We start from the raw sequence: 26,406 nt of genomic DNA, 5'->3' as shown, positions 1-26,406 counted from the left end.
ATGGGCTTCATTTACACCGTATTAGCGACACTGGTTACATTGGGTATCCTAGTGACCATCCATGAATGGGGTCATTATTGGGTAGCGCGCCGTTGTGGCGTTAAGGTGCTGCGTTTTTCGGTGGGCTTTGGTAAGGCCATTTGGTCGCGTACTGGTAAAGACGGTACGGTGTATGCGGTGGCAGCGATCCCGTTAGGCGGTTATGTCAAAATGCTGGATGAGCGCGAAGCGCCCGTTCCAGATGCTTTAAAAGACCAAGCTTTTAACAATAAACCTGTCGGTCAGCGCATGGCCATCGTGGCCGCAGGCCCCATAGTAAACTTGGTGTTTGCCGTATTTGCGTACTGGCTGATGTTCTTGGTGGGTGTCAGTACGGTTGCCCCGATCGTAGGTGGCTTAGCACCTAACAGTGTGGCTGAACGAGCAATGATCCCAATCGGGTCGGAGATTGTATCCGTTGATGGTCAACCAGCGCGCAGTTGGGAAGAGGTCAACCTTGCTTTAGCATCCCATATTGGTGAAAGCGGTCCCGTTCATTTAGGTGTGATTCCAGAAGGGCGTCACACCGAACAGCAGATCTCCCTGCAGTTGGATAATTGGGGTGTTGATTTAGAGAACGAAACCCCACTGACCGCCATGGGGATTCAGCCTTATCGTCCCGAAGTGAAACCTGTGATTGGTCAGTTGGTCGATGGCGGAGCCGCACAAGCGCAAGGTCTTATGGTGGGTGATCAGATCACCGCCGTTAACGGTGAACCGGTTACTGAGTGGACCGCATTGGTCCAACAGATTCAAAGCTCGCCTAATCAAGCGTTAATGCTCACTGTGGAACGTGATGGTCATACTGTTGAGATGTCCATAACGCCCAATGAGCGGATGGTGAATGATCAGCGCCAAGGTTACATTGGTGCGGGTGTTCAAATGCCGACTTGGCCAGAGTCGATGCAGCGTACTCTTCAGTACGGTGTGTTCGATGCGATCCCCCAAGCGGTGACAAAAACTTGGAACATGATCACATTAACCTTGGATTCGATCTGGAAAATGATCGAGGGGGCGATCTCAGTAAAAAACTTGAGTGGCCCGATCACCATTGCTAAAGTGGCCGGGGCTTCTGCGGCCTCTGGGTTTGAGCCCTTTATAAGTTTCTTGGCGTATCTGAGCATCAGCTTAGGTGTGCTTAATTTGCTGCCTATTCCAGTATTGGATGGCGGTCATTTGCTTTTTTACACGCTGGAGTGGCTACGAGGCCGACCAGTCAGCGAGCGCGTCCAGGATATCGGGCTGCGTTTTGGTATGGCTGCACTGTTGTCATTGATGACGCTTGCTTTAGTAAACGATGTGATGCGGCTCTGAGAAACCCTCAGAGTCATTTAGTTGGATGATGTTGGATGAATAAACAATGGGGATGGGCTTTGGGCTTGGCGATGATGTCGTCAGTGGCTCAGGCTGCACTGGCGCCTTTTCAGGTTAAAGACATTCGTCTTGAAGGTGTTCAGCAAGTGGAACCGGGTATCGTATTCCGTAATTTTCCAATTGCGACAGGCGATCGAGTCACTGAATCGGCTATTCAAGATGCGGTCAGAGCTCTGTTCAAGTCTGGTTATTTCGACGACATCAATGTAGCGCGCGACGGCGACTATTTGGTTTTAAAGGTCAAAGAGCGCCCTGCGGTTAGCCGTATTCGCCTTAACGGTAACAAGGTTGTTAAAGATGAAGACCTGCTGAAAGGTCTTAAACAATCAGGCCTTCAAGAAGGTGATGTCTTTAAACGCTCAACTTTGGATCAGATTCGCTTAGATTTGATTCGCTTGTACGTGAGTCAAGGTCGTTACGGTGCTTCGATTGAAACCGAGGTCGAAGAGTTACCAAGCAACCGTGTTGCTCTGGACATCAACATCAAAGAGGGCAGTGTTGCTTCGATTCAGCACATCAACATTATTGGCAACACTGTCTTTGAAGATGAAGATCTTAAAGATCTGTTTGCACTAAAACTGCCAAGCTTCTGGTCGTTCTACACGAAAGATGACCGTTACGCGCGTGAGAAATTATCCGGTGACTTAGAGCGTCTTCGCTCTTACTACATGGATCGTGGTTACATTAACTTCTCGATTGATTCGACTCAGGTTTCGATCACTCCTGATAAGAAAAATGTATTCATTACCGTGAACGTCACTGAAGGTGATCAATATAAGCTGCGTGACATCAATTTAGCTGGTGATTTGGTCGTTCCGGAAGCCGAGCTGACTGAGCTGGTCGATATGAAAGAGGGCGAGACCTTCTCTCGTAAGGCCATGACGGATGCGCAAAAAGCGTTGACAGACCGCCTAGGCGAAGCCGGTTACCTGTTTGCGAATGTAAGCCCTGTGCCGGAGCTTCACGCTGAAGATAACTCTGTATCCCTTAAATTCTATGTGGACCCAGGTAAGAAAACCTATGTTCGCCGCATCAACATTAAGGGTAACAGCCGTACGGCTGACAGCGTTATTCGCCAAGAGATGTATCAGATGGAAGCGGCCATCGCTTCAACCGATAACATCGAAAAGAGTAAACAGCGTCTGGAACGTACCGGTTACTTCAGCTCTGTCAATCTTGAGACAACGCCGGTTGCAGGTACGGATGACCAAGTCGATTTAAACCTATCATTGGAAGAGCAACAATCGGGCCAATTTACGTCCAGTATCGGTTACTCGCAAAGTGACGGCATCATCCTCGATTTTGGTATCGAGCAAGATAACTTCTTCGGTTCCGGTAAGCAGGTTGGCTTTAACATCACACGAAGTGCTGTTCAGCGTGAAGTGAGCTTTAGCTACCTAGACCCCTATTACACAGTCGATGGCGTGAGCCGTGGTTTTGATGTGTTCTACCGCACCAGTGACTTTGAAGAAGACGATGTGAGTAGCTACTCGCTGGATGAATACGGCGGTGGTGTCACGTTTGGTTACCCGATTGATGATTATCAGCGTTTGTCGTTCTCGTTAGGTTTGGAAAACGTATCGATCAATACCAACCCGTATTCACCGGTTGAAGAGATCGAAAGTTACATCGACGAAAACGGTGATGAGTTCTTAAACTTTAAAGCGACCTTTGGCTGGGATAACAACCACCTTAACCGAGGTATCTTCCCAACCAGCGGTTACTCGCACAACGCGGCACTTGAGGTGTCGGTACCTGGCAGTGACTTGAGTTACTACCGTGCGACATATCAATCTAAGTGGTACATCCCGCTGGATGAAGACGAAAGCTGGGCTTTCGGTATGAAAGGTCGTTTAGGTTATGCTGATGCATTGGGTGATAAGAGCTATCCGTTCTTTAAGAACTTCTTTGCAGGTGGCCTAAGAACCATCAAAGGCTTTGATAATAACTCGTTGGGGCCACGTGACTCTAACGGGGACTCATTTGGCGGTAACATCATGATGGTGGGTGGATTGGAATTGGTATTCCCAACCCCATTTACCGAGTCAAACGGCTGGCGTTCGTTGCTGTTCGTTGATGCCGGTAACGTCTTTACCACCGAATGTTACAACTCCTCCTCGAGCGACTCTAACTGTCAGGAAGGGGTGGAATTTGACGAGATTCGTTATTCAGCGGGTGTTGGTTTGAGCTGGCTATCACCGGTTGGATGGCCATTGTCGTTCTCTGTGGGTAAAGCCCTCAACGCTAAACAAGGCGACGATACCCAAACCTTCCAATTCTCATTGGGCCTAAGCTTCTAAATATTGATTGTATAAGGATCGAATTAGTATGAAATCCGTGAAAGTCCTGTTAGCCGTTGTTGCACTGGCATTCGCACCGTTTGCAGCTGCTGAAAAAATTGCCGTGTTGGGTGTACAGGAGGCGTTGTTGACCTCTAAAGCCGCAAACAGCTTCCGTGAGAACCTAAAAAAAGAGCTCAGTGGTGAAGAAGCGAAAGTGGTTGAGCTCGAGAAGCAAGCCAAAGCACTGCAAGATAAAATTCGTCAAAACGGCTCTAAAATGAGCCAAGATGAGCTGAACCAAAGCCGCCTGCAATTCCAAAAAGCGTTTGAAGCGTTCCAAAAGAACGGTCAAGCATTGCAGCAAAAACGCATCGAGCGTGAACAGAAGTTCTTAGAAGAGATGCGTCCGAAACTGGATACCGTGATCCGCCAGATCATCGAGAAAAACGGCTACGAAGTGGTATTAGCAAAGCAAGCGACGGTTTTCTCAGCCAAAGGTGTGGATATCACCAAGCAAGTTGTTGAGCTTCTGAACAAACAGTAATGACCGAGCAGAAAAAAAAAGCCTACACCTTAGGTGAAATTGCATCACTCTTGGGCGGTACCGTCCAAGGGGATGCTAACATCACCATTGAAGGCTTAAACACCTTAGAAAAAGCTATGCCATCCGAGCTTAGCTTTCTTGCTAATCCGAAGTACGCTTCCCAATTATCAAGCTCACACGCCGGTGCGGTTCTGGTCCGAGAAGATCAAGCAAGTAGCGTCAGTGGTGCAGCGCTGGTGGTGGATCATCCATACCGAGCGTTCGCTAAGGCGACCCACCTGTTCGATTGGCGCGCCAGCGTCACAGGTCATATCTCACCTTCGGCCAGCATTGCGCCCACAGCGGTCATCGCAGCGGATGCTTCTATTGCAGCAGGTGTGGTGATTGGTGATCACGTTGAGATCAAATCGGGTGTATCCATTGGTGCGAACTCTGTCATTGAACGCGATTGCATCATAGGCGAGCGCACGCGCTTAGAAGCCAATGTGACGCTTTACCCGAATGTGCATTTGGGACAGCGCTGTTTGATACACTCAAGTGCTGTGATCGGCTCCGATGGGTTTGGGTTTGCGCCCTCAAGTGATGGTTGGATCAAGATCTGCCAGTTAGGCGGTGTTCGCATTGGTAATGATGTGGAGATAGGCGCCAGTACCACGATTGATCGTGGGGCGTTGGATAATACGGTCATTGAGGACGGTGTTAAGCTAGATAATCAGATCCAAATTGCGCATAACGTGGTAATTGGTGCACAAACCGCAATTGCAGGCTGTACGGCTGTCGCAGGAAGCACTAAAATTGGCCGCCATTGTACCATCGCTGGCCAATGTGGCATTACCGGCCATCTGACCATCGCAGATCACACTCATATCACCGCGATGTCTCTGATCAGCAAGTCCATTACCGAACCAGGTGGTGCCTTCTCGTCAGGAACGGGTCAAGAATCTCACCAAACGTGGAAACGCAACGTCGTGCGCTTTCGTCAGTTGGATGAGATGGCAAGGCGAGTTAAACGACTAGAACAACAGATCGACGATATTTCGACAAAAGGTTTTGATGAATGATGGATGTAAAAGAAATCAGGGAATACCTCCCTCACCGCTATCCTTTTTTGCTGGTGGACCGAGTACTGGAATTAAACGCAGGTGAGTCCATAGTTGCCATCAAAAATGTATCGGTGAACGAGCCATTTTTTAACGGCCACTTTCCTGATCATCCTGTTATGCCTGGCGTGCTGATTGTAGAAGCAATGGCGCAGGCGGCTGGCATTCTTGGCTTCAAAACCATGGATAAAAAGCCACAGGACGGCTCAATCTACTACTTCGTTGGTGCGGACGATTTGCGCTTTAAACGCCCTGTCGTACCTGGCGATCAACTGAAGCTTGAAGCTTCTATCATCTCTGAGCGCCGCGGCATCTGGAAATTTGCTGTGAAAGCGACCGTTGATGGTGATACTGTTAGTTCTGCAACCATCCTTTGTGCAGATCGTAAGGTGTAAATGTGATTGATCCACGAGCCATCGTAGAGCTGGGTGCTAAAGTCGCAGACGGCGTGAAAATTGGGCCTTGGAGTTACATAGGTAACGATGTCGAGATCGGTGAAGGCACCGAAATCGCTTCACATACCGTCATTAAAGGCCCAACCGTTATCGGTAAACACAATCGTATTTTCCAGTTTTCCACCATTGGTGAAGAGTGTCAGGATAAAAAATACGCTGGTGAAGCCACTCGTCTAGAGATTGGCGATCACAATGTGTTCCGTGAAGGTTGTACGGTGCATCGTGGGACGGTTCAGGATGAATCCCTGACCAAGATTGGCAGTCATAACCTGTTTATGGTGAACACACACGTGGCTCACGATTGCATGGTGGGCGACAACATCATCATGGCGAATAACGCAGCCATCGCAGGTCACGTTCATGTCGGTGATTATGCCATTTTAGGTGGCTTTACCGCTGTGCATCAGTTCTGCCATATCGGCTCGCACGTTATGTGCGGTGCGGGTACCGTCGTCATTAAAGACGTACCGGATTATGTGATGGCCACGGGTAACCCCGCTTCTCCACATGGTATCAACGCCGAAGGTTTAAAGCGTCGTGGCTTTACGCCAGAAGGCGTGCGCGCCATCCGAAATGCCTACAAAACCATCTATCGTCAAAAATTGACGGTAGAGCAGGCCATCGCTGAGCTTGAGGCCAAAGAGGGTGAGTTTTCAGAGTTAACGGTGATGATTAACTTCCTGAAAAACGCCACCCGCGGCATCATCCGCTGATCACCGGTTAGCTCGTGTCAGATCCTAAGGTGTTGCGAATCGCCATCATCGCCGGGGAAGCCTCCGGCGATATTTTAGGTGGCGGATTAATGCGTGCGCTTAAGCGCAACTTCCCTGAAAACGTTACTGTCCAATTTGAAGGCATCGGTGGTGACCAGATGCTCGCAGAGGGACTTGAGCTGCTAGAGCCGATGGAAAGCCTATCGGTGATGGGGTTGGTTGAGGTGCTGGGGCGTTTGCGCTCGCTGTTAAAGCTGCGTAAAAATCTGATTCAGCGCTGGATAGATCACCCGCCCGATCTTTTTATTGGCATTGATGCACCGGACTTTAACTTGACCGTTGAGCAAAGACTCAAAGCCGCAGGTATTCAAACGGTACACTATGTCAGTCCATCGGTTTGGGCGTGGAAATCCAAACGCATCTTTAAAATTAAAGAGTCAGTGGACTTGCTGTTAACTCTGTTTCCGTTTGAAGAGCGTTACTACGCTGAGACCAAGCAGCGCATCGCTTGTGTAGGGCATCCTTTAGCCCATACGGTTGCCCATGATGACTCGTTATCTCATGCGCGCGACTCGCTTGGATTATCAAAAGAGGATCGCGTTCTGGCGGTGCTGCCGGGCAGTCGAGGCAGTGAGATCAAGTATCTCCTGAAGCCGTTTCTAGAGACCGCTTCGGCCTTAAAAGCACGCTATCCAGAACTGAAAATCGTACTGCCCGCCGCTAACCCAAAGCGGTTTGATGAAATCCAGTCGGTTTTATCATCGGATTTTCCAAGCTTGGAGGTCCAACTCGAGCTTGGGCAGTCGAGAGTGGTGATGGCCGCAAGCGATGTGATCTTAATCGCATCGGGCACGGCAACGCTTGAGGCGACCCTGTTAAAGAAACCGATGGTCGTTGGTTATAAAATGGCGTGGCTGACCTATGCGATCTACTCGCGTATGTTGAAAACGCCGTTTGTGTCCTTGCCAAATATCTTAGCGAACGCACCTTTAGTCCCTGAAATTTTGCAAGATGAGCTGACCGTCGAACGATTGACTAAAGAGCTTTCGCATTGGCTAGACGACGCTGAGGCAAGGCAGGCGCTAGAGCAGCGTTTTACTCAAATCTTTGATGACCTTTATCGCGATTCGGATCAATTAGCGGCGAAGGCCGTCTTATCCTTGATGGCTGAAAAGCACCCTGTTTTTCAGGTATGATGATTGGCCGAAGTCAGTGTGAGGCCGATCAATGCAAACTCTCTCTATGGATTTTTCACAAGCACAACGCATCGCGGGGGTTGATGAGGTCGGTCGCGGCCCACTGGTCGGGAATGTTGTTGCAGCGGCGGTTATCCTAGACCCAGAACGGCCCATCGAAGGCTTGATGGACTCGAAAAAACTGTCCGAAAAAAAGCGAGAAGCCCTCTTTGAGATCATTAAAGAGCGCGCGCTGGCGTGGTGTGTGGCCTCGGCAAGCCCTGCTGAAATTGATCAGCTGAATATTCTTCATGCCAGCATGTTAGCGATGAAACGTGCGGTGGAGGGGCTGTCTATCCAACCCGAGTTTGTCAAAGTCGATGGTAACCGATGCCCTGTTTGGTTGTATCCCTGTGAGGCGATCGTTAAAGGCGATGCTAAAGTGGCCGAAATCAGTGCCGCGTCCATCTTGGCGAAAGTGGTGCGTGACCGGGAAATGGTGGCTTTGCACGAGTCGCATCCGCAATTTGGTTTCGATCAACACAAAGGGTATCCCACCAAGGCACACATGAGTGCCATCGAGCAATGGGGCGTGTTGCCAGAGCACCGTCGTTCTTTTAAACCTGTGGCTAAGGCCATCAACGAGCAGTCGTAACGTTTTACTATGTCTGATACTCCGTTTGTACACCTAAGAGTTCATACCGAATACTCCCTTGTTGATGGGCTTGTGCGCGTTAAAGGTTTGGTTAAAGCCGCCAGTGAAGCGGGTATGCCAGCGGTTGCTATGACCGACCAGATGAACCTGTTTGCGTTGGTAAAATTTTATAAAGCGGCAACGGGTTCTGGCATTAAGCCGATTTGTGGTACCGATGTTCTGGTATTGAATGATGATGACGTCAATGGCGATGAGCCTTACATGATGACGTTACTGGTTCAAACGGGGCAGGGCTACCGGAACTTGATGGAGCTGATCTCTCAAGGGTACGCGGAGGGCCAAAATGTCATCGCCGATCGCGCTATTCTTCGTAAAAGCTGGATAAAAGCTAAATCCGACGGATTGATTGCACTCTCTGGTGCGAAAGGCGGCGAAATCGGCAAAGCGATCTTGGCCGATAAAGGTCAGGCCGATGCCTTGCTCGATGAGTGGATGTCGATCTTTCCGAATCGTTTCTACCTTGAGGTTCAGCGTACCGGGCGTCCGGGTGAGCAAGAGGTGGTTGCCGAAAGCATCCGAATGGGTTTGGCGACCGGTTGCCCATTGGTAGCGACCAACGATGTGATGTTTATCTCGCCCGATGATTTCGATGCCCACGAAGCGCGGGTATGCATCAACCAAGGGCGTATCCTAGATGACCCGAAGCGCCCACGAGATTACTCAGATCAGCAATATTTTAGAACACCTGCTGAAATGGCCGAATTGTTTTCGGACATCCCAAGTGCCATCCAAAATACAATCGAGATCGCAAAACGCTGTAACATCGAGATTGATCTAGGCACTTACTACCTGCCGAAATACCCCATCCCTGAAGGGATGTCGATGGATGAGTTTTTCATCGATGTCTCAGAGCGCGGTCTGGAGGAGCGATTAAAGTTTCTGCTGGATGAAAACGACCCAGACTATGCGCAGAAGCGCCAAGCGTACGAAGATCGCTTAAAGTTTGAGCTCGATATCATCATTCAGATGGGTTTCCCAGGTTACTTCCTGATCGTCATGGACTTCATTCAGTGGGGCAAAGACAACGGTATTCCGGTTGGACCAGGGCGGGGTTCGGGTGCAGGCTCTTTGGTGGCTTATGCGCAAAAGATTACGGACCTTGACCCTCTTGAGTACGACCTACTCTTTGAGCGATTCCTAAACCCTGAACGGGTATCGATGCCCGATTTCGATATCGACTTCTGCATGGATAACCGCGATAAGGTGATCGACTACGTGGCCCGAACTTATGGTCGCGATGCGGTCTCTCAGATCATCACATTCGGTACCATGGCCGCGAAAGCGGTTGTGCGGGATGTGGCGCGGGTACAAGGTAAGTCGTTTGGCTTAGCGGATAAACTCTCGAAACTCATCCCGTTTGAAGTGGGTATGACGCTTGGCAAAGCGATGGAAGTGGAGCCCGCACTCAGTGAGTTTGTAGAGGCCAGCGAAGAAGCCCAAGAGATTATGGAGATGGCCTTCAAACTTGAAGGTGTCACCCGGAACGTTGGTAAACACGCCGGTGGTGTGGTAATCGCGCCGACCAAGCTTACGGACTTCTCGGCGACCTATTGTGATGAGTTAGGTCAAGGCTTGGTTACGCAGTTCGATAAAGGGGATGTCGAGGAAGCGGGCTTGGTTAAGTTCGACTTCTTGGGGCTTCGAACCCTAACCATCATCGATTGGGCATTGAAAACCATCAATGCGATTCGCGCCAAACAAGGGGAAGAGCCGCTCGAAATCGAACGTATCTCTCTTGAAGATAAACCGACCTTTGATTTGCTGCAATCGGCTGAAACCACCGCGGTGTTCCAGCTCGAGTCCAACGGCATGAAGGACTTGGTTCGCCGTCTTTTGCCCTCACGCTTTGAGGATATCGTCGCTCTGGTGGCCTTGTTCCGACCAGGCCCGCTGCAATCGGGCATGGTGGATGACTTCATCAACCGTAAGCACGGTCGAGCGGAGATGGCGTGGCCACATCCAGATTATCAGTTAGACAGTCTGCAGCCGGTGCTTGAACCTACCTACGGGATCATCCTGTACCAAGAGCAGGTCATGCAGATTGCTCAGGTGATGGCAGGTTATACCCTCGGTGGCGCGGACATGCTGCGTCGTGCGATGGGTAAGAAAAAACCGGAGGAGATGGCCAAACAACGTGCGGTCTTCTTGGAAGGGTGCGAAGGCAACAACATCGATCGGGATTTGGCCGGTAACATCTTTGACCTTGTAGAGAAGTTTGCTGGCTACGGCTTTAACAAATCTCACTCGGCGGCATACGCGCTGGTGTCCTACCAGACGGCTTGGCTTAAAGCGCATTACCCAGCGCCCTTTATGGCTGCGGTTATGTCCTCGGATATGCAGAACACCGATAAGGTCGTGATCTTCATTGAAGAGTGCCGAAACATGGGCTTGCCTCCCGTCCCACCGGATGTGTGTGCGGGCGAGTACATGTTTACGGTAAACGATGAAGGGCACATCGTTTACGGCCTAGGGGCCATTAAGGGTGTGGGTGAAGGCCCCATTGATGCGATTGTTCAAGCGCGCCAAGATGGGCAGGGCGACTTTAAAGATCTGTTTGATTTCTGTGAGCGTGTTGGGCCTAAAAACCTCAATAAACGTGTCTTGGAAGCGCTGGTGCGCTCGGGTGCTTTGGATAAGTTAGGCCCCAACCGAGCGGTGCTTTGGGATGCGATCAGTGATGCGCTAAAAGCGGCAGGTCAATCGGCCTCCAACCAAGATGCCGGTATGTTCGACCTCTTTGGTGAGGTTGAAGCTGAAGCGGAACGCGATCCTTACGAGGACTATCTGGACGCTCGCCCTTGGACGGACAAAGAACGCCTCAAAGGCGAGAAAGACACGCTTGGCTTGTACTTGACCGGTCACCCGATCGATGAATACGAGAGGGAGCTTAAACGCGTTGTCTCCAAGAAAATCGTCGAGCTTCAATCGGCGCGTGGTAAGCAGCAGAAAATCGCAGGTCTTATTGTGGATCAGCGCGTTAAGAAGACCAAGCGTGGTGACTCGCTGTGCTTTTTAACCTTGGATGACCGAAGCGCCCGTATCGATGTGACGGTGTATGGTGAATTGTATGATCAAAGCCGCGATTGGGCGGTCAAAGACACCATTGTGGTTATGGAAGGTGAGGTCACTCAAGATGATTATTCGGGTGGGCTTAAGGTTCGCTGTAATAAACTCTTGAGTGTTCCGATGGTGCGAGCTCAGTACGCCAGCAATGTGTTGGTTAAAGCCGATGCTCAACCCCTGACGGGACGCCGATTGAACGCGTTTACCGATCTTCTTCAGCAGTACAAATCCAAAGAGGGTTTGCCATTAACCCTACGTTTTACAAGGGATGATGCCGAAGGGGAGGTTCAATTTGGGCCGCAATGGAATGTCGCCGCCAGTGATGATTTGATCATCGCCCTCAAAGAACACTTTGGTTTTGATAACGTGCAGATTCGATACGGTTAGGCTGGTTAAACGGCCGACAGAGCGTTAGAATGTGCGATTAATTTTTTGCGACATCGAAAGTTAAGCGGAAACGAATCACATGAATCCGAATTACCTGGATTTCGAGCAGCCGATTGCTACTCTGGAAGAGAACATCAAAACGTTGCGCACAGCGCATGAAAACTCTCAGGTCGACATCACTGATGAGCTGGATAACCTGCTCAAAAAGAGTCGTGACTTGACTAAATCGATCTTTTCCAACCTGACTGCTTGGCAGGTGTCTCAGATCTCTCGTCATCCACAGCGTCCTTACACGCTGGATTACATCGACATGATCTTCTCGGACTTCGAAGAGATCCACGGCGATCGTCACTTCGCTGACGATGCCGCAATTGTCGGTGGTATTGCGCGCCTAGATGGCCGTCCAGTGATGATCATTGGTCACCAAAAAGGTCGTGACGTTAAAGAAAAAGTACGTCGCAACTTTGGTATGCCGCGCCCTGAGGGTTACCGCAAAGCGCTGCGTTTAATGGAAATGGCAGAGCGTTTCCAAATGCCTATCCTGACCTTCATTGATACACCGGGTGCTTACCCAGGCATCGACGCTGAAGAGCGTGGTCAAAGTGAAGCGATCGCGTTTAACTTGGCAAAAATGTCCCAGCTGAAAACCCCAATCATCTCGACCGTTGTTGGTGAAGGTGGTTCGGGTGGTGCATTGGCGATTGGTGTGTGTGACGAGCTTCTGATGCTTCAATACTCCACCTATTCTGTTATTTCACCAGAAGGTTGTGCATCTATCCTGTGGAAAAGTGCAGAGCGTCGTGAAGATGCGGCAAAAGCGATGGGTATCACCTCGGAGCGCCTTAATGAGCTGGGTCTTGTTGATCGCGTTGTTGAGGAACCCCTCGGTGGTGCGCACCGTGCTCCAGAGGAGTTGGCTGCAAGCCTGAAAGCTCAGTTGCTTGAAACGCTGGACCGTTTGGATGTGTTGAATCAAGATGAGTTGATCGATCGTCGATACAACCGTCTGATGTCTTATGGCATCAACTCCGCTGAGTGATCAGTTATCTCTAGGCTTAAGTGATCCGCTTAAGCCTGATACTCTACTAAGCCGGTTCCAAAGCCGGCTTTCTGCCCTTTGTGCCAAGGCCCAAGATACAGGCCTACTCCCTCAGGAAGCGGATCAACCCCCTCACTTTGTTGTAGCCTTCAGTGGTGGTTTGGACTCAACGGTTCTGTTGACCTTGCTCGCCCAAAGCGTGCCTGCCCGATACATCAAGGCGATCTACATCGATCATCAATTGCAAGCCGTTTCCCATGATTGGGGTGTTCATTGCCGTGCATTTGCGAAAAGCTTGGGCGTTGAGTGTGAGGTGAAACGCTGTACCCTGAAAGATGCCTCCGAAGCCAGCGCCCGAGCGGCAAGGTTGGCTGCTTTATCGGATGGGTTAGCGAAAAACGCCATCGTCCTGATGGCCCATCACGCTGATGATCAAGCCGAAACTTTGCTGTTCCGACTGGCTAGAGGGACAGGCCCTTCTGGTTTGGGTGGGATTCCGGAGCTTAGAGTGTTTGGGCGTGGTGTGTTGATCCGCCCCTTATTACACGAGCCAAGGGCTCAACTCGAAGCCTTTGCTGACAAGCAGGCGCTTTGCTGGGTGGAGGACCCTACAAACGCGGGCAGTGATTATGATCGGAACTACTTACGGCATCAGCTTTTGCCTCTGCTTAAAGCGCGCTGGCCAAAAGCGATCTCTCAGATGGGGCAGCTGGCGGCGCGAATGCAGGAGCAATCTTCACTTTTGAATGAACTGCTTGATGAAAAGCTCGCGGGGTGTCTCAACCAAGAGGGGGCGCTTTGTATTTCAAACTGGTCCTCCCAAAAAGAGAGTTACCAAGCCCCATTGCTGCGACGCTTTATCGAGCGACATACATATCTGCGTGTCAGTGAAACGGAGAGCGCGAAAGTCGTTGATGAGCTGATGTTTGCCAAAGAGGATGCCCAGCCGGTGATCGCCTTTGGCGCTGTAGAGCTACGCCGTTATCGCGATCATGTCTGGTGTGTAAAAGTCAGCATCCTGAATAAGCACACGACGATAAACTGCTTTGCCTTACCCGTTGTGTCGGTGGTCGCGGGGGATTTTTGCGCGCTGCATCCTTTAGGTGTTTTAACCTTGCAAATGGCGCAATCTGGTTGGATCTACTCCGATAAGGTAACTTTGTGTGAGGATCGCTCAGGTCTTCGGGTAAAAGCCAAAAATCGCCCTGCAAAAACCTTAAAATCCCTGTTTCAAGAAGCAGGGGTGCCGCCTTGGCAACGCGCGGGTTGGCCCATTTTTATGCGTGATGATCAAATCGTGGCCATCCCAAGTCTGGTCCTTGCTGAAGAAGATGAGAGTAACGGTGAAGAAAATCTTCGATTTGCACTGACTTGGCGTCCCTTTTGATTGTCCAATCAAGGGTTTTTTGCTATCCTGTAGCCCCATCTCGATTAACGTTTTTCCCTCACATCTTTAAGCCAATACAGGTTCCACATGACGCGTTACATTTTCGTCACAGGTGGTGTCGTGTCCTCTTTGGGCAAAGGCATCGCATCCGCTTCGCTTGCTGCAATTCTGGAAGCACGCGGTTTGAAAGTCACCATGCTGAAACTCGATCCTTACATCAACGTGGATCCGGGTACGATGAGCCCTTTCCAGCACGGTGAGGTCTTCGTAACCGAGGACGGTGCCGAGACGGATCTGGACTTAGGTCACTACGAGCGCTTCATCCGTACAACGATGACGAAGCGCAACAACTTTACAACCGGTCGCGTTTACCAGCACGTTCTGAACAAAGAGCGTCGTGGTGATTACTTGGGCGGTACTGTGCAGGTGATTCCGCACATTACCGACGAGATTAAGCGTCGTGTTATCGAAGGTGCTGGGGATGCCGATGTCGCATTGGTCGAGATCGGCGGTACTGTGGGGGACATTGAATCCCAGCCGTTCCTAGAAGCCGTTCGTCAAATGAAGGCTGAGCTTGGTTTCTCTCGTGCGATGTTCATGCACCTGACACTGGTGCCTTACATTGCGACAGCCGGTGAGATCAAAACCAAGCCATCTCAGCACTCTGTGAAAGAGCTGCGCTCGATTGGTATTCAGCCAGATATTTTGGTGTGCCGTGCTGAGCAGCCGATCCCTGATTCTTCACGTCGTAAGCTTTCGTTGTTCACCAACGTTGAAGAGCGCGCGGTGATTTCGATGCCGGATGCCGATACCATTTACAACATCCCACGTATGCTGTGCGAACAAGGTTTGGATGATATCGTGGTTGAACGCTTCAACCTAGACGCACCTGCGGCCGATTTGACGGAATGGGCGGATGTTGCTGATGCACACCTGAACCCAGACGGTCACGTTAAGATCGCCATGGTCGGTAAGTACATGGAGCTGCTGGATGCGTACAAATCCTTGATCGAAGCGATCTCGCATGCGGGTATCAAACTGCGTAAGAAAGTTGAGATTGAATACATCGACTCAGAACGCATCGAGCGTGAAGGCGTTGATATCCTTAAAGACGCCTCCGCTATTTTGGTGCCGGGTGGTTTCGGTGAGCGTGGCGTAGAGGGCAAAATTGCGGCCGTTAAATACGCGCGCGAGAACAAAGTCCCTTACTTAGGCATCTGCTTGGGTATGCAGGTTGCCGTGATCGAGTTTGCTCGTCATGTGGCAAACTTGGCCGGTGCAACCTCAACAGAATTCGATAAGTCCGCTGAACACCCTGTGATTGGTCTGATCACTGAGTGGATCACGGAAGATGGCGATAAAGAAGTGCGTAATGAGTCGACCGATTTGGGCGGCACCATGCGCTTGGGTGCTCAGATCTGTCACCTGAAAGAGGGCTCCGTTGCTGCGCGCTCTTACGGTGAAACCGAGATCAAAGAGCGTCACCGTCATCGCTTTGAAGTCAATAACAACTATGTTCCTCTTCTTGAGGAAGCCGGTTTGATCATTTCGGGTCGTTCGGTCGACGGTGAGCTCGTAGAAGTCGTCGAAGTCCCAGATCATCCTTGGTTTGTGGCGTGCCAATTCCACCCGGAATTCACGTCTTCACCGCGCGATGGACATGGATTGTTCCAAGGCTTCATTGAAGCTGCAGTGGCCGAGCAATCTCGCCGCCAGTCCGCGTAATAAAAGAACAACGGTGTTATAGGAAAACTGGAGAGTAATAGAATGGCACAGATCGCCAACATCAAAGCACGTGAAGTGTTGGATTCTCGTGGTAACCCAACGGTTGAAGCGGATGTGATTCTGGCATCCGGCGTTATCGGCACAGCATGTGCCCCGTCTGGGGCGTCTACAGGTTCTCGTGAAGCGTTGGAGCTTCGCGATGGAGACAAATCTCGCTACCTGGGTAAAGGTGTTCTGAAAGCCGTTGCTGCGGTTAACGGTCCTATCCGTGAAGCTCTGACTGGCATGGATGTAACGGATCAGCGCGCGCTGGACAACAAAATGTTGGAACTGGACGGCACTGAAAACAAATCAAACTTTGGTGCGAACGCGATTCTGGCGGTTTCATTGGCAGCTGCAAAAGCGGCGGCGACTGAAAAAGGCATCCCGTTGTACGCGCACATTGCGGACATCAACGGCACGTCTGGCCAATACTCTTTGCCAGTCCCTATGATGAACATCTTAAATGGTGGTGAGCACGCGGATAACAATGTTGATATCCAAGAGTTCATGGTTCAACCAGTAAGCTTCACTAAGTTCTCTGACGCGCTGCGTTGTGGTGCTGAGATCTTCCACGCGCTGAAATCTGTGCTGCAAAGCAAAGGCCTGAACACAGCCGTAGGTGACGAAGGTGGCTTTGCACCTAACCTGGCATCGAACGAAGAAGCCTTGGTTGTCATCAAAGAAGCGATCGCTAAAGCAGGTTACGAGTTGGGTAAAGACATCACTCTGGCTCTGGATTGTGCGTCTTCTGAGTTCTACAAAGACGGTAAGTACGATCTGTCTGGCGAAGGCAAAGTCTTCGATGCCGCCGGTTTTGCGGATTACCTAGCGCAGTTGACTGAAAACTACCCAATCGTATCGATCGAAGACGGTATGGATGAGTCTGACTGGGAAGGTTGGGCTGGTCTGACTCAAAAGATCGGTGACAAAGTACAGCTGGTGGGTGACGACCTGTTCGTAACCAACACTAAAATCCTGAGCCGTGGTATTGAGCAAGGCATCGGTAACTCGATCCTGATCAAGTTCAACCAGATCGGTTCTTTGTCTGAAACGCTGGATGCTATCCAGATGGCGAAAGATGCAGGCTTCACGGCTGTTATCTCTCACCGTTCAGGCGAAACCGAAGACACCACCATCGCTGACTTGGCGGTTGGTACGGCTGCAGGCCAAATCAAAACCGGTTCTTTGTGCCGTTCAGACCGTGTTGCTAAGTACAACCGTCTGCTTCGCATCGAAGAAGAGCTGGGCGAAAAAGCGACCTACAAAGGTCGTTCAGAAATCAAGGGTCAGGCGTAAGTCACACGACCCAATGAAAGGGGGCTTTGGCCCCCTTTTTAGACTCTGAGGAAACTCTGTTGCGTTGGTTTTTAGCACTGTTAATTCTTTTATTGTGTGCGCTTCAGTATCGTCTTTGGTTTGGTGAAGCGAATGTTCGTCAAATCACCGAATTACAAGCTCAGATTGCAGATCAAAAGAAAGAGAACGACCGTCTACAGCTTCGAAATAAGCAGTTAGAGGCCGAAGTCAACGATCTTAAAAAAGGCACCTCAGCGATTGAGGAGCGCGCCCGAAGCGGCCAGGGCATGGTTAAAGAAGGGGAAACCTTCTATCAACTGGTTAACCCCCATCAACGAGAGAGTGAACAGGCTGATGTCCCTGCCGACTGATTACGCATATCTATCATCCCCTCCTGCATCTACGGCCATTATCCGCACCGAACCTGACGATTTCCAAGTGTGCGAGATCCCTCTTTTTGAGCCAGAAGGCGAAGGGGAGCACGTCTTTATTCGGATTCGTAAAACCGGAGAAAACACCGATTGGGTTGCACGACAACTGGCGAATTTTGCTCAGGTGCCGCCTAAGGATGTGAGCTACGCCGGTAAAAAAGACCGTCATGCGGTGACTGAACAATGGTTTTGTGTGCGCTTCCCTGGCACCAGGCTTTTGAATTGGAAGATGTTTAACCGCGATACCATTGAGGTGTTGGACTTTAAACGTCACCCACGAAAGCTGCGTTTAGGTAACCTTGCCGGGAATCGCTTTTCGATTCGCTTGCGCAACTTAACCAACGAAGCGGACTTTTTAAGCCGAGTCGAGCAGGTTAAAAACGGCGTGCCTAACTACTTTGGCGAGCAGCGCTTTGGTCATCACGGTGGCAATTTAGATAAGGGTATTGCGCTGTTAAAAGGGGAATATCAAGAGCGTCAGCGTCACAAAAAAGGCTTGTACATCTCGGCGGTGCGTTCGTGGGTCTTTAATCATCTGATTTCAGAACGTATCCAAAAAGGACTGTTTTCAACCCCGATGGCGGGGGATGTCATGATGTTGAACGGTTCGAACAGTGTTTTTGTGGCAGATCAAGTGGATACAGAGCTTGAAGATCGTCTCAAGAACCGCGATATTTTACTGACCGCGCCTTTGTGGGGACGAGGTCGCTCACTGGTTGACGCTGATGCAAAAGCCTTTGAAGCATCGACGCTTGCCCCGTACGCTGAAATACTCGAACGATTAGAACACCTAGGACTTAATCAGGAGCGACGCGCGGCCGTTTTGTATCCTGAAGGTCTGCGTGTTGAAAAAGAACAAGAAGGTCAGTGGGTTGTGCACTTTTCGCTTCCAGCGGGTGCATTTGCAACCACTGTACTCAGGGAATTGTGCGACGTGAGTCAAGCTGAGGCATCGTAATGAAAACGATCTTAGTGTCAAACGATGACGGTGTGTTTGCACCGGGCATCGCCGCTTTAGAAAAAGCGATGAGCCAAATTGCTAACGCCACCGTGGTGGCCCCAGATCGAAACCGAAGTGGTGCCAGTAATGCACTGACCTTGGATCGTCCTGTAGAAGCACACACACTGGAAAACGGCTTTATTAGCCTGAATGGCACCCCCACCGATTGTGTTCACATGGGCATTTCCGGTTTGTTTGGTGATAAGCCGGACATGGTGGTTTCTGGTATTAATGCTGGGGCAAATTTAGGCGATGATGTGCTGTATTCTGGTACCGTCGCGGCCGCGATGGAAGGGCGTGCTTTGCTCTACCCACCGATTGCGGTATCGCTGGCGAGCCATTACCCCAAGCATTATGAAACGGCGGCAGAGATCGTTAAAACCATCGTCCAGAACATCGCCTCTTTGGAGCTGCCCCCTAGAACCGTTCTTAATGTGAACGTGCCTGACCTTCCTTTGGATGAAATCAAAGGTATTCATCTGACGCGTTTGGGGCACCGAGCGGCTGCAGGGATTCCTGAGGCGGCAACTGACCCTCGCGGTAAGATCCGCTATTGGGTCGCTGGCGCGGGTGATGCCGTTGATAAAGATGAAGGCACTGACTTTTACGCGATCGAACAAGGATTTGTATCGATCACACCCTTACACATAGATATGACACTCTATTCCTCAATGGAGCACCTGGGGGAGTGGTTGGAGAGCTTATCGTGAATGATATTGTGTTTCAGGGCATCGGTATGACCTCACGCCGCACACGCGAGCGGCTCATTAACCGCCTGAAAGAGCAAGGCATTTCCGATGAGTCGGTGTTAGAGGTTATCCTGAATACACCGCGTCATCTCTTTATTGATGAGGCGTTGTCTCATCGAGCGTACGAAGATACCGCTCTGCCGATTGGTTTTAACCAAACGATTTCTCAGCCCTACATCGTCGCCAAAATGACTGAAGAACTGCTCTCCGATGGCCCGCTTAAGCAGGTGCTTGAGATTGGTACAGGGTCTGGATATCAAACAGCGGTGTTGTCTCAGCTGGTGGATAAAGTGTATTCCGCCGAGCGCATTAAACCGCTTCAGGATCGCGCCCGGGAACGTTTTCGTCAGATTGGGCTCAGAAATATTCAGCTTCAACACTCCGATGGTGGAATGGGCTGGCCATCCATGGCGCCTTTTGATGGGATCATCGTGACGGCCGCACCGGATCACGTCCCAGAGGAGTTGCTTCAACAGTTGGCCGTCGGTGGTCGATTATTGATTCCCGTTGGGGGTGATCAGCAGTCACTTCAACGTATTGTGCGTGTGTCAGAAAAGCAGTTTGAAACGCACGTGCTTGAGGACGTTAAATTTGTGCCGTTACTCTCGGGTACGGTTCGCTAAGGATAGAGCGGCGATATAAGCGCCCTACAGGTCATTGATTGAGGTAGTACGTGAGACAACAGCGGAGTCTGGTCGAATATGTTTGGGTGTTAATCAAGGGAATGATGATGGGGGCTGCGGATGCCGTCCCGGGTGTTTCTGGCGGAACCATCGCGTTCATTACCGGCATTTATGAAGAGCTGATTTACAGCATTCGGCAATGCAACCCAGCGGCGTTAGGCATTTTATTCAAACAAGGGCCTAAAGCGTTTTGGCAGCACATTAATGGTAGTTTTCTACTGGCCTTGGTGGCCGGTATCGGGATCAGTATTGTCGCTCTGGCCTCGGCCGTGCTGTACATGCTCAGCAACTATCCCGAGATTCTTTGGGCGTTTTTCTTTGGTCTGATCTTGGCATCAACCTGGTCGATTGCGCGCCACATCCCCACATGGAATGCGACCAACAGCGCTTTGTTCATTGCCGGTGGTCTTATTGCCTATGGGATTACCTCGGTATCACCGACACAGGTTGAAGCGACGCCATTAATGGTGTTGCTCTCAGGATCCATCGCTATTTGCGCCATGATCTTACCGGGCATTTCTGGCTCATTTATCTTGCTGCTACTTGGAATGTACAGCACGGTGTTGATGGCGGTTAAAGCGTTTGATCTGACCATCATCGGTTTGTTCGGGCTCGGAGCTGTGGGCGGATTACTGATGTTTTCCCACGTCCTGCATTGGCTCTTTTCACACTACCGCATTCCGACGCTGGCTGTTATGTCGGGCTTTTTACTTGGCTCATTAAATAAAGTGTGGCCTTGGAAGTACACCACCTCTTACACGGTGGATCGTCATGGTGATCAAATCCCACTGGTGCAAGAGAACATCTCGCCATTCAACTATACTGTGATGACAGGGCATGAAGCGTACTTCGTCTACGCCTTAGCGGCTTTTGCGGTCGGTCTTGTATTGGTATTGTGGATCGATCGAGATCAGAACTGAGTGAGGATATGACGCGACCGACAGCATGGCTCTATCGAGTACTTCCAACACCGATCAAGCCCTATCGCTCTTTGATGGCGATGCTGGTGGTGTTATTAGTGGGGTGCTCCTCAGGTTATGCGCCGGTAACGGACCTTTCCGTTAACCAAAATCGCCGTGTTGAGATTGTACGTGGCGGTCAAGTACAAACCCCCGTCGCCCCTAATGAGTACCGAGTACGCCGAGGGGACACCTTATACTCAATCGCCTTTCGCTATGGTTTAGACTATCGAGCTTTAGCGCGTAACAACAACATTCGTAATAACTACACCATCTATGTAGGTCAGGTGTTAACGTTAAAGGCCTCCCCGACAAGGTCATCCACACAGGTGGCGTCATCTAACACACGCAGTCAGAGCTCCAGTGCCTCATCGTCCTCTAAGGCCTCGTCATCAAAGGCTTCAACGTCGGCGACGGTTTCCCGCTCAAGTACGTCTAGCAGCAAAAGCGCATCCAGTAGCAAGACGCCTGTCAAAGTGGCCAGTGTCCCTAAAACGCAGACGGCCTCTGCTGTGCCAGCCAATACTAAGGTTCAGTGGCGTTGGCCCGCATCCGGTCGGTTATTAAGCCGTTTCTCATCCAAAGGAGACTTAAACCGGGGCATTAACTTAGCCGGTCGTACGGGTGATCCAGTATTTGCAGCTGCATCCGGAAAAGTGGTGTATGCTGGCAATGGCCTTCATGGCTACGGGAATCTAATTATTATTAACCACAATCAGGAATACTTAAGTGCTTACGCCCACAACAGCAAAATTCTCGTGAAAGAGAACGATTTTGTTAAGGTTGGTGGAAAAATTGCCGAAATAGGTAATAGCGGGGCAGTTAGTACCATGCTTCACTTCGAGATTCGCAAGGATGGGAAGCCGGTTGATCCGCTACGGTATTTACCCAACAGGTAAATAATAAAAATATCGGATGCATAAAGGTGACAACTGTGATGGCGACCAGTGATAAGCGAAAGGGTGGCAAAGACGAAATTATCTTCGAGGGTGTCGAGGACGATGTCACCGATATGGAATTTGATGCCGATAACGACAATGATGACGATGATCAGGATGACTCACCCGAGATCCTAAATGGTGGCCGAGGCCGCGGCAGTTTAGCTCATAAAGACCTGATGAACGCCAAGTCGTTGGATGCAACCCAACTCTATTTAAACGAGATTGGTTTCTCCCCTTTGTTATCCGCCGAGGAGGAGGTCTACTACTCCCGTTTGGCACTCAAGGGTGATGAAGCGGCTCGTAAGCGCATGATCGAAAGTAACTTGCGCTTAGTGGTTAAAATTTCCCGACGTTACATCAACCGAGGTCTGACTTTATTGGATCTGGTTGAAGAGGGTAACTTAGGCTTGATTCGTGCGGTCGAAAAGTTCGACCCAGAGCGTGGTTTCCGATTCTCGACCTACGCCACGTGGTGGATTCGTCAAACGATCGAACGTGCGATCATGAACCAAACACGTACGATTCGTCTGCCCATTCATGTGGTTAAAGAGTTGAATGTGTACCTGCGCGCTGCACGTGAACTGTCTCAAAAGCTGGATCATGAGCCATCAGCGGAAGAGATCGCCGATGCAGTCTGCAAACCGGTAGAAACCGTACAGAAGATGCTGGGCCTTAATGAGCGTGTCTCTTCCATTGATGTGCCAATGGGCGACTCTGACAAGCCAGTGATCGAGACCATCGCCGATGTTGATTCGTCTGATCCGGCTATCTTGCTGCAGAAAAACAACATCAGTGGTAACTTGGAAAAGTGGCTGGATATGCTGCCGGAGAAACACTCCGAAGTGCTTTCCCGTCGATTCGGTTTGCGCGGTTACGAGATGAGCACACTTGAAGAGGTGGGTTCCGAGATCGGGTTAACCCGTGAGCGAGTTCGCCAGATTCAAGTGGAAGCGTTACGTAAACTCCGAGACATCGTAGAGAGCAATGGCCTCTCTTCAGAAGACTTACTTCGCTAAGACAAAAGCCGGTTTTTAAACCGGCTTTTGTTTAGGTGACTTTGTTCAATCAACTAGCGCGAAGGCTGGCTTCTTTGATCAAGTAGGTCAGTTTATTCGGCTTGCCGTTCCACTGCTCGGCGTCTTCCATCGGCGCTTTTCGCAGAGGAATGTTATTCCATACCTCACTGAGTTCCGCGTTCAGATCAATGAAAATCTGTTGATCATCTGGCACATCATCATCCAGAAAGATCGCACTGGCGGGGCATTCAGGCTCGCATAGCCCACAATCGATGCACTCATCGGGGTGGATAACCAAAAAGTTATCCCCCTCGTAAAAGCAATCAACCGGACATACTTCGACGCAATCGGTGTATTTACAGCGAATGCAGTTCTGTGTGACGACGTAGGTCATGGTTGACCTCCTGCAGGTTGTTAGAGCTGTTCTTTCATTGAATATAGCAGCTCTAACGCCTGTCTAGGAGTTAAATCATTAGGGTCGATCTCTTTCAGGCGTTCAACCACAGCGTGGGTGGGCGCCGTAAAGAGGTCAGATTGGACCGGAGGCGGCGGTGTTGCCTCCAACACCTGATGTACGGAGTCTGATTCCAACTGATGCAGCTTGGCCTTGGCTTGTTGGATTACATGGTTCGGAACACCCGCAAGCTGAGCGACCTGTAAGCCATAACTTTGACTGGCAGGACCTTCCTGAACCTCGTGCATAAAGACGATAGAGTCGTTGTGCTCAAGGGCGGTCAGGTGCACGTTAAAGACACCTTCTTGTTGTTCTGGTAATGCGGTCAGCTCAAAGTAGTGCGTCGCAAACAACGTAAAGGCTTTAATTTCGCGGGCTAGGTATTCTGCTGCAGACCACGCGAGTGACAGACCATCAAAGGTACTTGTGCCTCGACCCACCTCGTCCATCAAAACTAAGCTGTTTTCGCTGGCATTATGGAGGATGTTGGCGGTTTCGGTCATTTCAACCATAAAGGTTGATCGGCCACCGGCCAAATCATCGGATGAGCCCATACGGGTAAAGATTCGATCCATGATCCCAATGGTGACTTGCTCGGCGGGGACATAGCTTCCGATATGAGACAATAACGCAATCAGTGCCGCTTGACGCATGTAGGTGGATTTACCACCCATGTTCGGACCTGTGATGATCAACATTCGACGCTCCGGGTCCATCGAGAGATCATTACAGACAAACGGCGTATCCAAAACCGATTCGACCACCGGGTGGCGACCTTGAACAATGCTTAATTGCGGCGTTTGCTTAAGACTTGGCGCGCAAAAATGCAAAGTATCGGCCCGCTCGGCGAGCGTGCACAGGGTATCTAGCTCGGCCAGTCCGTGTGCGCAGTCTTGCAGTTGCGGTAAGTGCGTCGCAAGGGTTTCGATCAGCTCATCATAGAGGGCCTTTTCGCGGGCAAGGGCGCGGCTTTTGGCACTGAGCGCTTTATCTTCAAAGGCTTTGAGCTCTGGGGTGATAAATCGCTCGGCGTTTTTCAGTGTTTGACGGCGGATGTACTCCACCGGCGCGTCTTCTGCTTGGCCTTTGCTGATCTCGATAAAGTAGCCGTGGACTCGGTTATATCCCACTTTTAGCGTCGCAATCCCGGTGCGTTCACGCTCTTGTTGTTCAAGCTTAATCAGGTACTCACCGGCGTTTTCGCTAATGTTGCGAAGATCATCAAGTTCGGCATCGTAACCATCGGCAATGACGCCGCCATCTCGAATCACCACCGGTGGATTATCAATGATGGCGCGGGCCAGAAGCTCAGCTTGTTCTGGAAAATCGCTGATCATTGTTGAGAGGTTCGATACCGATTGCGGGCGCTGAGCGTGCTCCAGTAATCCTTGTAGATCCGGTAACTTTGCGAGCGCATCGCGAAGGCGTTCAAGATCGCGTGGACGTGCAGAACCTAGGCCCACACGCGATAGGATTCGCTCGATGTCGCCAATACCCTTTAAGGTGCTGTGTAACGGCTCAAAGCGGTAATCATTAATAAACCACTGAATCGCCTCTTGGCGATCGAGTAGGGTGTTCATATCGCGTAGTGGCTTGTTCAACCAGCGGCGCAGCATACGACTGCCCATTGCGGTTGCTGTGGTATCAAGAACGCTGATTAAGGTGTTATCACGGCCGCCGGATAGGTTTTGATCGATCTCAAGGTTTTTACGAGTGGCCGCATCCAGAATCACGGACTCCGAACGTTGCTCGATCAACAAGCGACGAATGTGCGGCAATGCCGAGCGCTGGGTGTCTTTGGCGTATTGCAGTAAGCAGCCGGCTGCCCCGATGGCTAATGGCATATTCTCAATGCCAAAACCGCCTAAATCTTGGGTGTTAAATTGCTGGCACAGTAAGCGTTCGGCGGTTTCCTGCTCGAAATTCCAAGGCGGCTGCTTACGCAAGCCTTTGCGCTGTGCGAGCAAGCTGTTCAATGGCGTATCGTCGTTGTACAGAATCTCGGCAGGCTTTAGCCGCTCAAGCTCGGCAAAGAGGGCCTCTTGATCGTCCAATTCCATCAAGCTGAATCGGCCGGTACTGATATCCACAAGCGATACCCCAAAACGTTCTTGATGGTGATCTATCGCCATTAAGATGTTATCGCGCGACTCATCCAAAAACGCTTCATCGCTTAGGGTACCCGGTGTGACGATCCGGGCAACTTTACGCTCAACAGGCCCTTTGCTGGTGGCTGGGTCTCCGTATTGCTCGCAGATCACAACCGACTCACCCGCCCGAACGATTTTCGCGATGTAACCCTCGGCCGCGTGGTGAGGGATGCCCGCCATCGGGATGGGGTCGCCCCCTGATTTACCGCGAGCGGTTAATGAAATGTCCAGCAGCGCGGCGGCTTTTTTAGCATCGTCGTAGAACAGCTCGTAAAAATCCCCCATGCGATAGAAGACCAATTGGTGCGGATAATCCGCTTTGATCTTGAAGTACTGTTGCATCATAGGGGTGTGTTGTTGAGACATCTGTGTTGCTCTTTACTCGGCGTTTACGGGCGATCTAAAAGTGCCGCATAGGGTAGCAAACCGGTGAAGGTGGGAACAGAGATAGGGAAAGTTAAGAGTGATATTCATCAGTAAAGAAATAATGTCCGAATGATGCCGCTTTAGTCAGGCGATGTTTTTACCTTACATATCCCCTTACTTTTCATACATTTATTCTATAAAGGAAACTCCTGATCAGCCGATGTAGGTTATTTACAGACTTAGTGTATGCAAATATGAACAGAAACTGAACAATCTTGAAGTTGCTTTTTTGCCGTGAGCGTCTAACTTGATCTATAACAA

At 50.5% G+C, this 26,406-nt stretch carries 22 protein-coding genes; 20 read left to right on the top strand and 2 right to left on the bottom strand.

From position 1 onward, the window contains the following. The 20 genes from rseP to rpoS all read left to right on the top strand — a co-directional run bounded on the left by rseP (position 1) and on the right by rpoS (position 23,115). Positions 1-1,353 (top strand): sigma E protease regulator RseP, encoded by a 1,353-nt coding sequence (gene rseP / locus ACXAF9_RS03865; RefSeq protein WP_475070636.1) that lies wholly within the window; start codon positions 1-3, stop codon positions 1,351-1,353. A gap of 35 nt (positions 1,354-1,388) precedes the next feature. Next, positions 1,389-3,713: an outer membrane protein assembly factor BamA gene (gene bamA / locus ACXAF9_RS03860; RefSeq protein WP_475070634.1), complete on the top strand. Its 2,325-nt coding sequence runs from the start codon at positions 1,389-1,391 to the stop codon at positions 3,711-3,713. Between the two features lie 28 nt (positions 3,714-3,741). Then, the gene (locus tag ACXAF9_RS03855) at positions 3,742-4,239 is read left to right on the top strand and encodes an OmpH/Skp family outer membrane protein (RefSeq protein WP_475070632.1); all 498 of its coding nucleotides are present in this window, start codon (positions 3,742-3,744) and stop codon (positions 4,237-4,239) included. Next, a complete protein-coding gene (gene lpxD, locus ACXAF9_RS03850; protein ID WP_475070629.1) occupies positions 4,239-5,300 on the top strand; it encodes a UDP-3-O-(3-hydroxymyristoyl)glucosamine N-acyltransferase in 1,062 nt (353 codons plus the stop codon). Before ACXAF9_RS03855 ends, lpxD begins: the two co-directional genes overlap by 1 nt. Then, the gene (gene fabZ, locus ACXAF9_RS03845; RefSeq protein ID WP_475070625.1) at positions 5,297-5,734 is read left to right on the top strand and encodes a 3-hydroxyacyl-ACP dehydratase FabZ; all 438 of its coding nucleotides are present in this window, start codon (positions 5,297-5,299) and stop codon (positions 5,732-5,734) included. The genes lpxD and fabZ overlap by 4 nt, the downstream gene beginning before the upstream one ends. Positions 5,735-5,736: 2 nt before the next feature. Then, positions 5,737-6,507: an acyl-ACP--UDP-N-acetylglucosamine O-acyltransferase gene (gene lpxA, locus ACXAF9_RS03840; RefSeq protein ID WP_475070622.1), complete on the top strand. Its 771-nt coding sequence runs from the start codon at positions 5,737-5,739 to the stop codon at positions 6,505-6,507. A 14-nt stretch (positions 6,508-6,521) separates the two neighbouring features. Next, positions 6,522-7,703, top strand: a complete 1,182-nt coding sequence (gene lpxB, locus ACXAF9_RS03835; RefSeq protein ID WP_475070618.1) for a lipid-A-disaccharide synthase — start codon at positions 6,522-6,524, stop codon at positions 7,701-7,703. A 31-nt stretch (positions 7,704-7,734) separates the two neighbouring features. Continuing rightward, entirely contained in the window at positions 7,735-8,337 is a 603-nt protein-coding gene (gene rnhB, locus ACXAF9_RS03830; RefSeq protein ID WP_475070615.1) for a ribonuclease HII, read from the top strand. Positions 8,338-8,346: 9 nt separating this feature from the next. Continuing rightward, complete coding sequence (dnaE, locus tag ACXAF9_RS03825; RefSeq protein ID WP_475070613.1) at positions 8,347-11,847, top strand: DNA polymerase III subunit alpha; 3,501 nt, start codon at positions 8,347-8,349, stop codon at positions 11,845-11,847. A gap of 79 nt (positions 11,848-11,926) precedes the next feature. After that, entirely contained in the window at positions 11,927-12,886 is a 960-nt protein-coding gene (gene accA, locus ACXAF9_RS03820) for an acetyl-CoA carboxylase carboxyl transferase subunit alpha (protein WP_475070609.1), read from the top strand. Then, a complete protein-coding gene (gene tilS, locus ACXAF9_RS03815; protein WP_475070607.1) occupies positions 12,864-14,273 on the top strand; it encodes a tRNA lysidine(34) synthetase TilS in 1,410 nt (469 codons plus the stop codon). Before accA ends, tilS begins: the two co-directional genes overlap by 23 nt. An 87-nt stretch (positions 14,274-14,360) precedes the next feature. Next, positions 14,361-15,998, top strand: coding sequence for a CTP synthase (locus tag ACXAF9_RS03810; RefSeq protein ID WP_475070603.1), 1,638 nt, complete (start codon positions 14,361-14,363; stop codon positions 15,996-15,998). 42 nt (positions 15,999-16,040) lie between these two features. Continuing rightward, a complete protein-coding gene (gene eno, locus ACXAF9_RS03805) occupies positions 16,041-17,336 on the top strand; it encodes a phosphopyruvate hydratase (protein ID WP_475070600.1) in 1,296 nt (431 codons plus the stop codon). A gap of 59 nt (positions 17,337-17,395) precedes the next feature. After that, complete coding sequence (gene ftsB / locus ACXAF9_RS03800; protein WP_475070598.1) at positions 17,396-17,707, top strand: cell division protein FtsB; 312 nt, start codon at positions 17,396-17,398, stop codon at positions 17,705-17,707. Then, the gene (gene truD / locus ACXAF9_RS03795) at positions 17,691-18,725 is read left to right on the top strand and encodes a tRNA pseudouridine(13) synthase TruD (protein WP_475070595.1); all 1,035 of its coding nucleotides are present in this window, start codon (positions 17,691-17,693) and stop codon (positions 18,723-18,725) included. The genes ftsB and truD overlap by 17 nt, the downstream gene beginning before the upstream one ends. Beyond that, complete coding sequence (gene surE / locus ACXAF9_RS03790; RefSeq protein ID WP_475070591.1) at positions 18,725-19,477, top strand: 5'/3'-nucleotidase SurE; 753 nt, start codon at positions 18,725-18,727, stop codon at positions 19,475-19,477. Before truD ends, surE begins: the two co-directional genes overlap by 1 nt. 26 nt (positions 19,478-19,503) lie before the next feature. Then, positions 19,504-20,139: a protein-L-isoaspartate(D-aspartate) O-methyltransferase gene (locus tag ACXAF9_RS03785; RefSeq protein WP_475071124.1), complete on the top strand. Its 636-nt coding sequence runs from the start codon at positions 19,504-19,506 to the stop codon at positions 20,137-20,139. 50 nt (positions 20,140-20,189) lie between these two features. Continuing rightward, the gene (locus tag ACXAF9_RS03780; protein ID WP_475070589.1) at positions 20,190-21,119 is read left to right on the top strand and encodes a polyprenyl-phosphate transporter; all 930 of its coding nucleotides are present in this window, start codon (positions 20,190-20,192) and stop codon (positions 21,117-21,119) included. Between the two features lie 8 nt (positions 21,120-21,127). Further along, the gene (locus ACXAF9_RS03775; protein ID WP_475070586.1) at positions 21,128-22,057 is read left to right on the top strand and encodes a peptidoglycan DD-metalloendopeptidase family protein; all 930 of its coding nucleotides are present in this window, start codon (positions 21,128-21,130) and stop codon (positions 22,055-22,057) included. Between the two features lie 113 nt (positions 22,058-22,170). Next, positions 22,171-23,115, top strand: coding sequence for an RNA polymerase sigma factor RpoS (gene rpoS / locus ACXAF9_RS03770; protein WP_475071122.1), 945 nt, complete (start codon positions 22,171-22,173; stop codon positions 23,113-23,115). A 49-nt stretch (positions 23,116-23,164) separates the two neighbouring features. Here the strand turns inward: rpoS and fdxA are convergent, their stop codons facing one another. Next, positions 23,165-23,509, bottom strand: a complete 345-nt coding sequence (gene fdxA / locus ACXAF9_RS03765; RefSeq protein WP_475070584.1) for a ferredoxin FdxA — start codon at positions 23,507-23,509, stop codon at positions 23,165-23,167. Between the two features lie 20 nt (positions 23,510-23,529). Beyond that, positions 23,530-26,085 (bottom strand): DNA mismatch repair protein MutS, encoded by a 2,556-nt coding sequence (mutS, locus tag ACXAF9_RS03760; RefSeq protein WP_475070582.1) that lies wholly within the window; start codon positions 26,083-26,085, stop codon positions 23,530-23,532. Positions 26,086-26,406 lie beyond the last annotated feature (321 nt).

It is taken from the genome of Neptunomonas sp. ABH4_499 (assembly GCF_056160565.1).
This window is presented reverse-complemented; position numbering and strand designations above follow the sequence as displayed.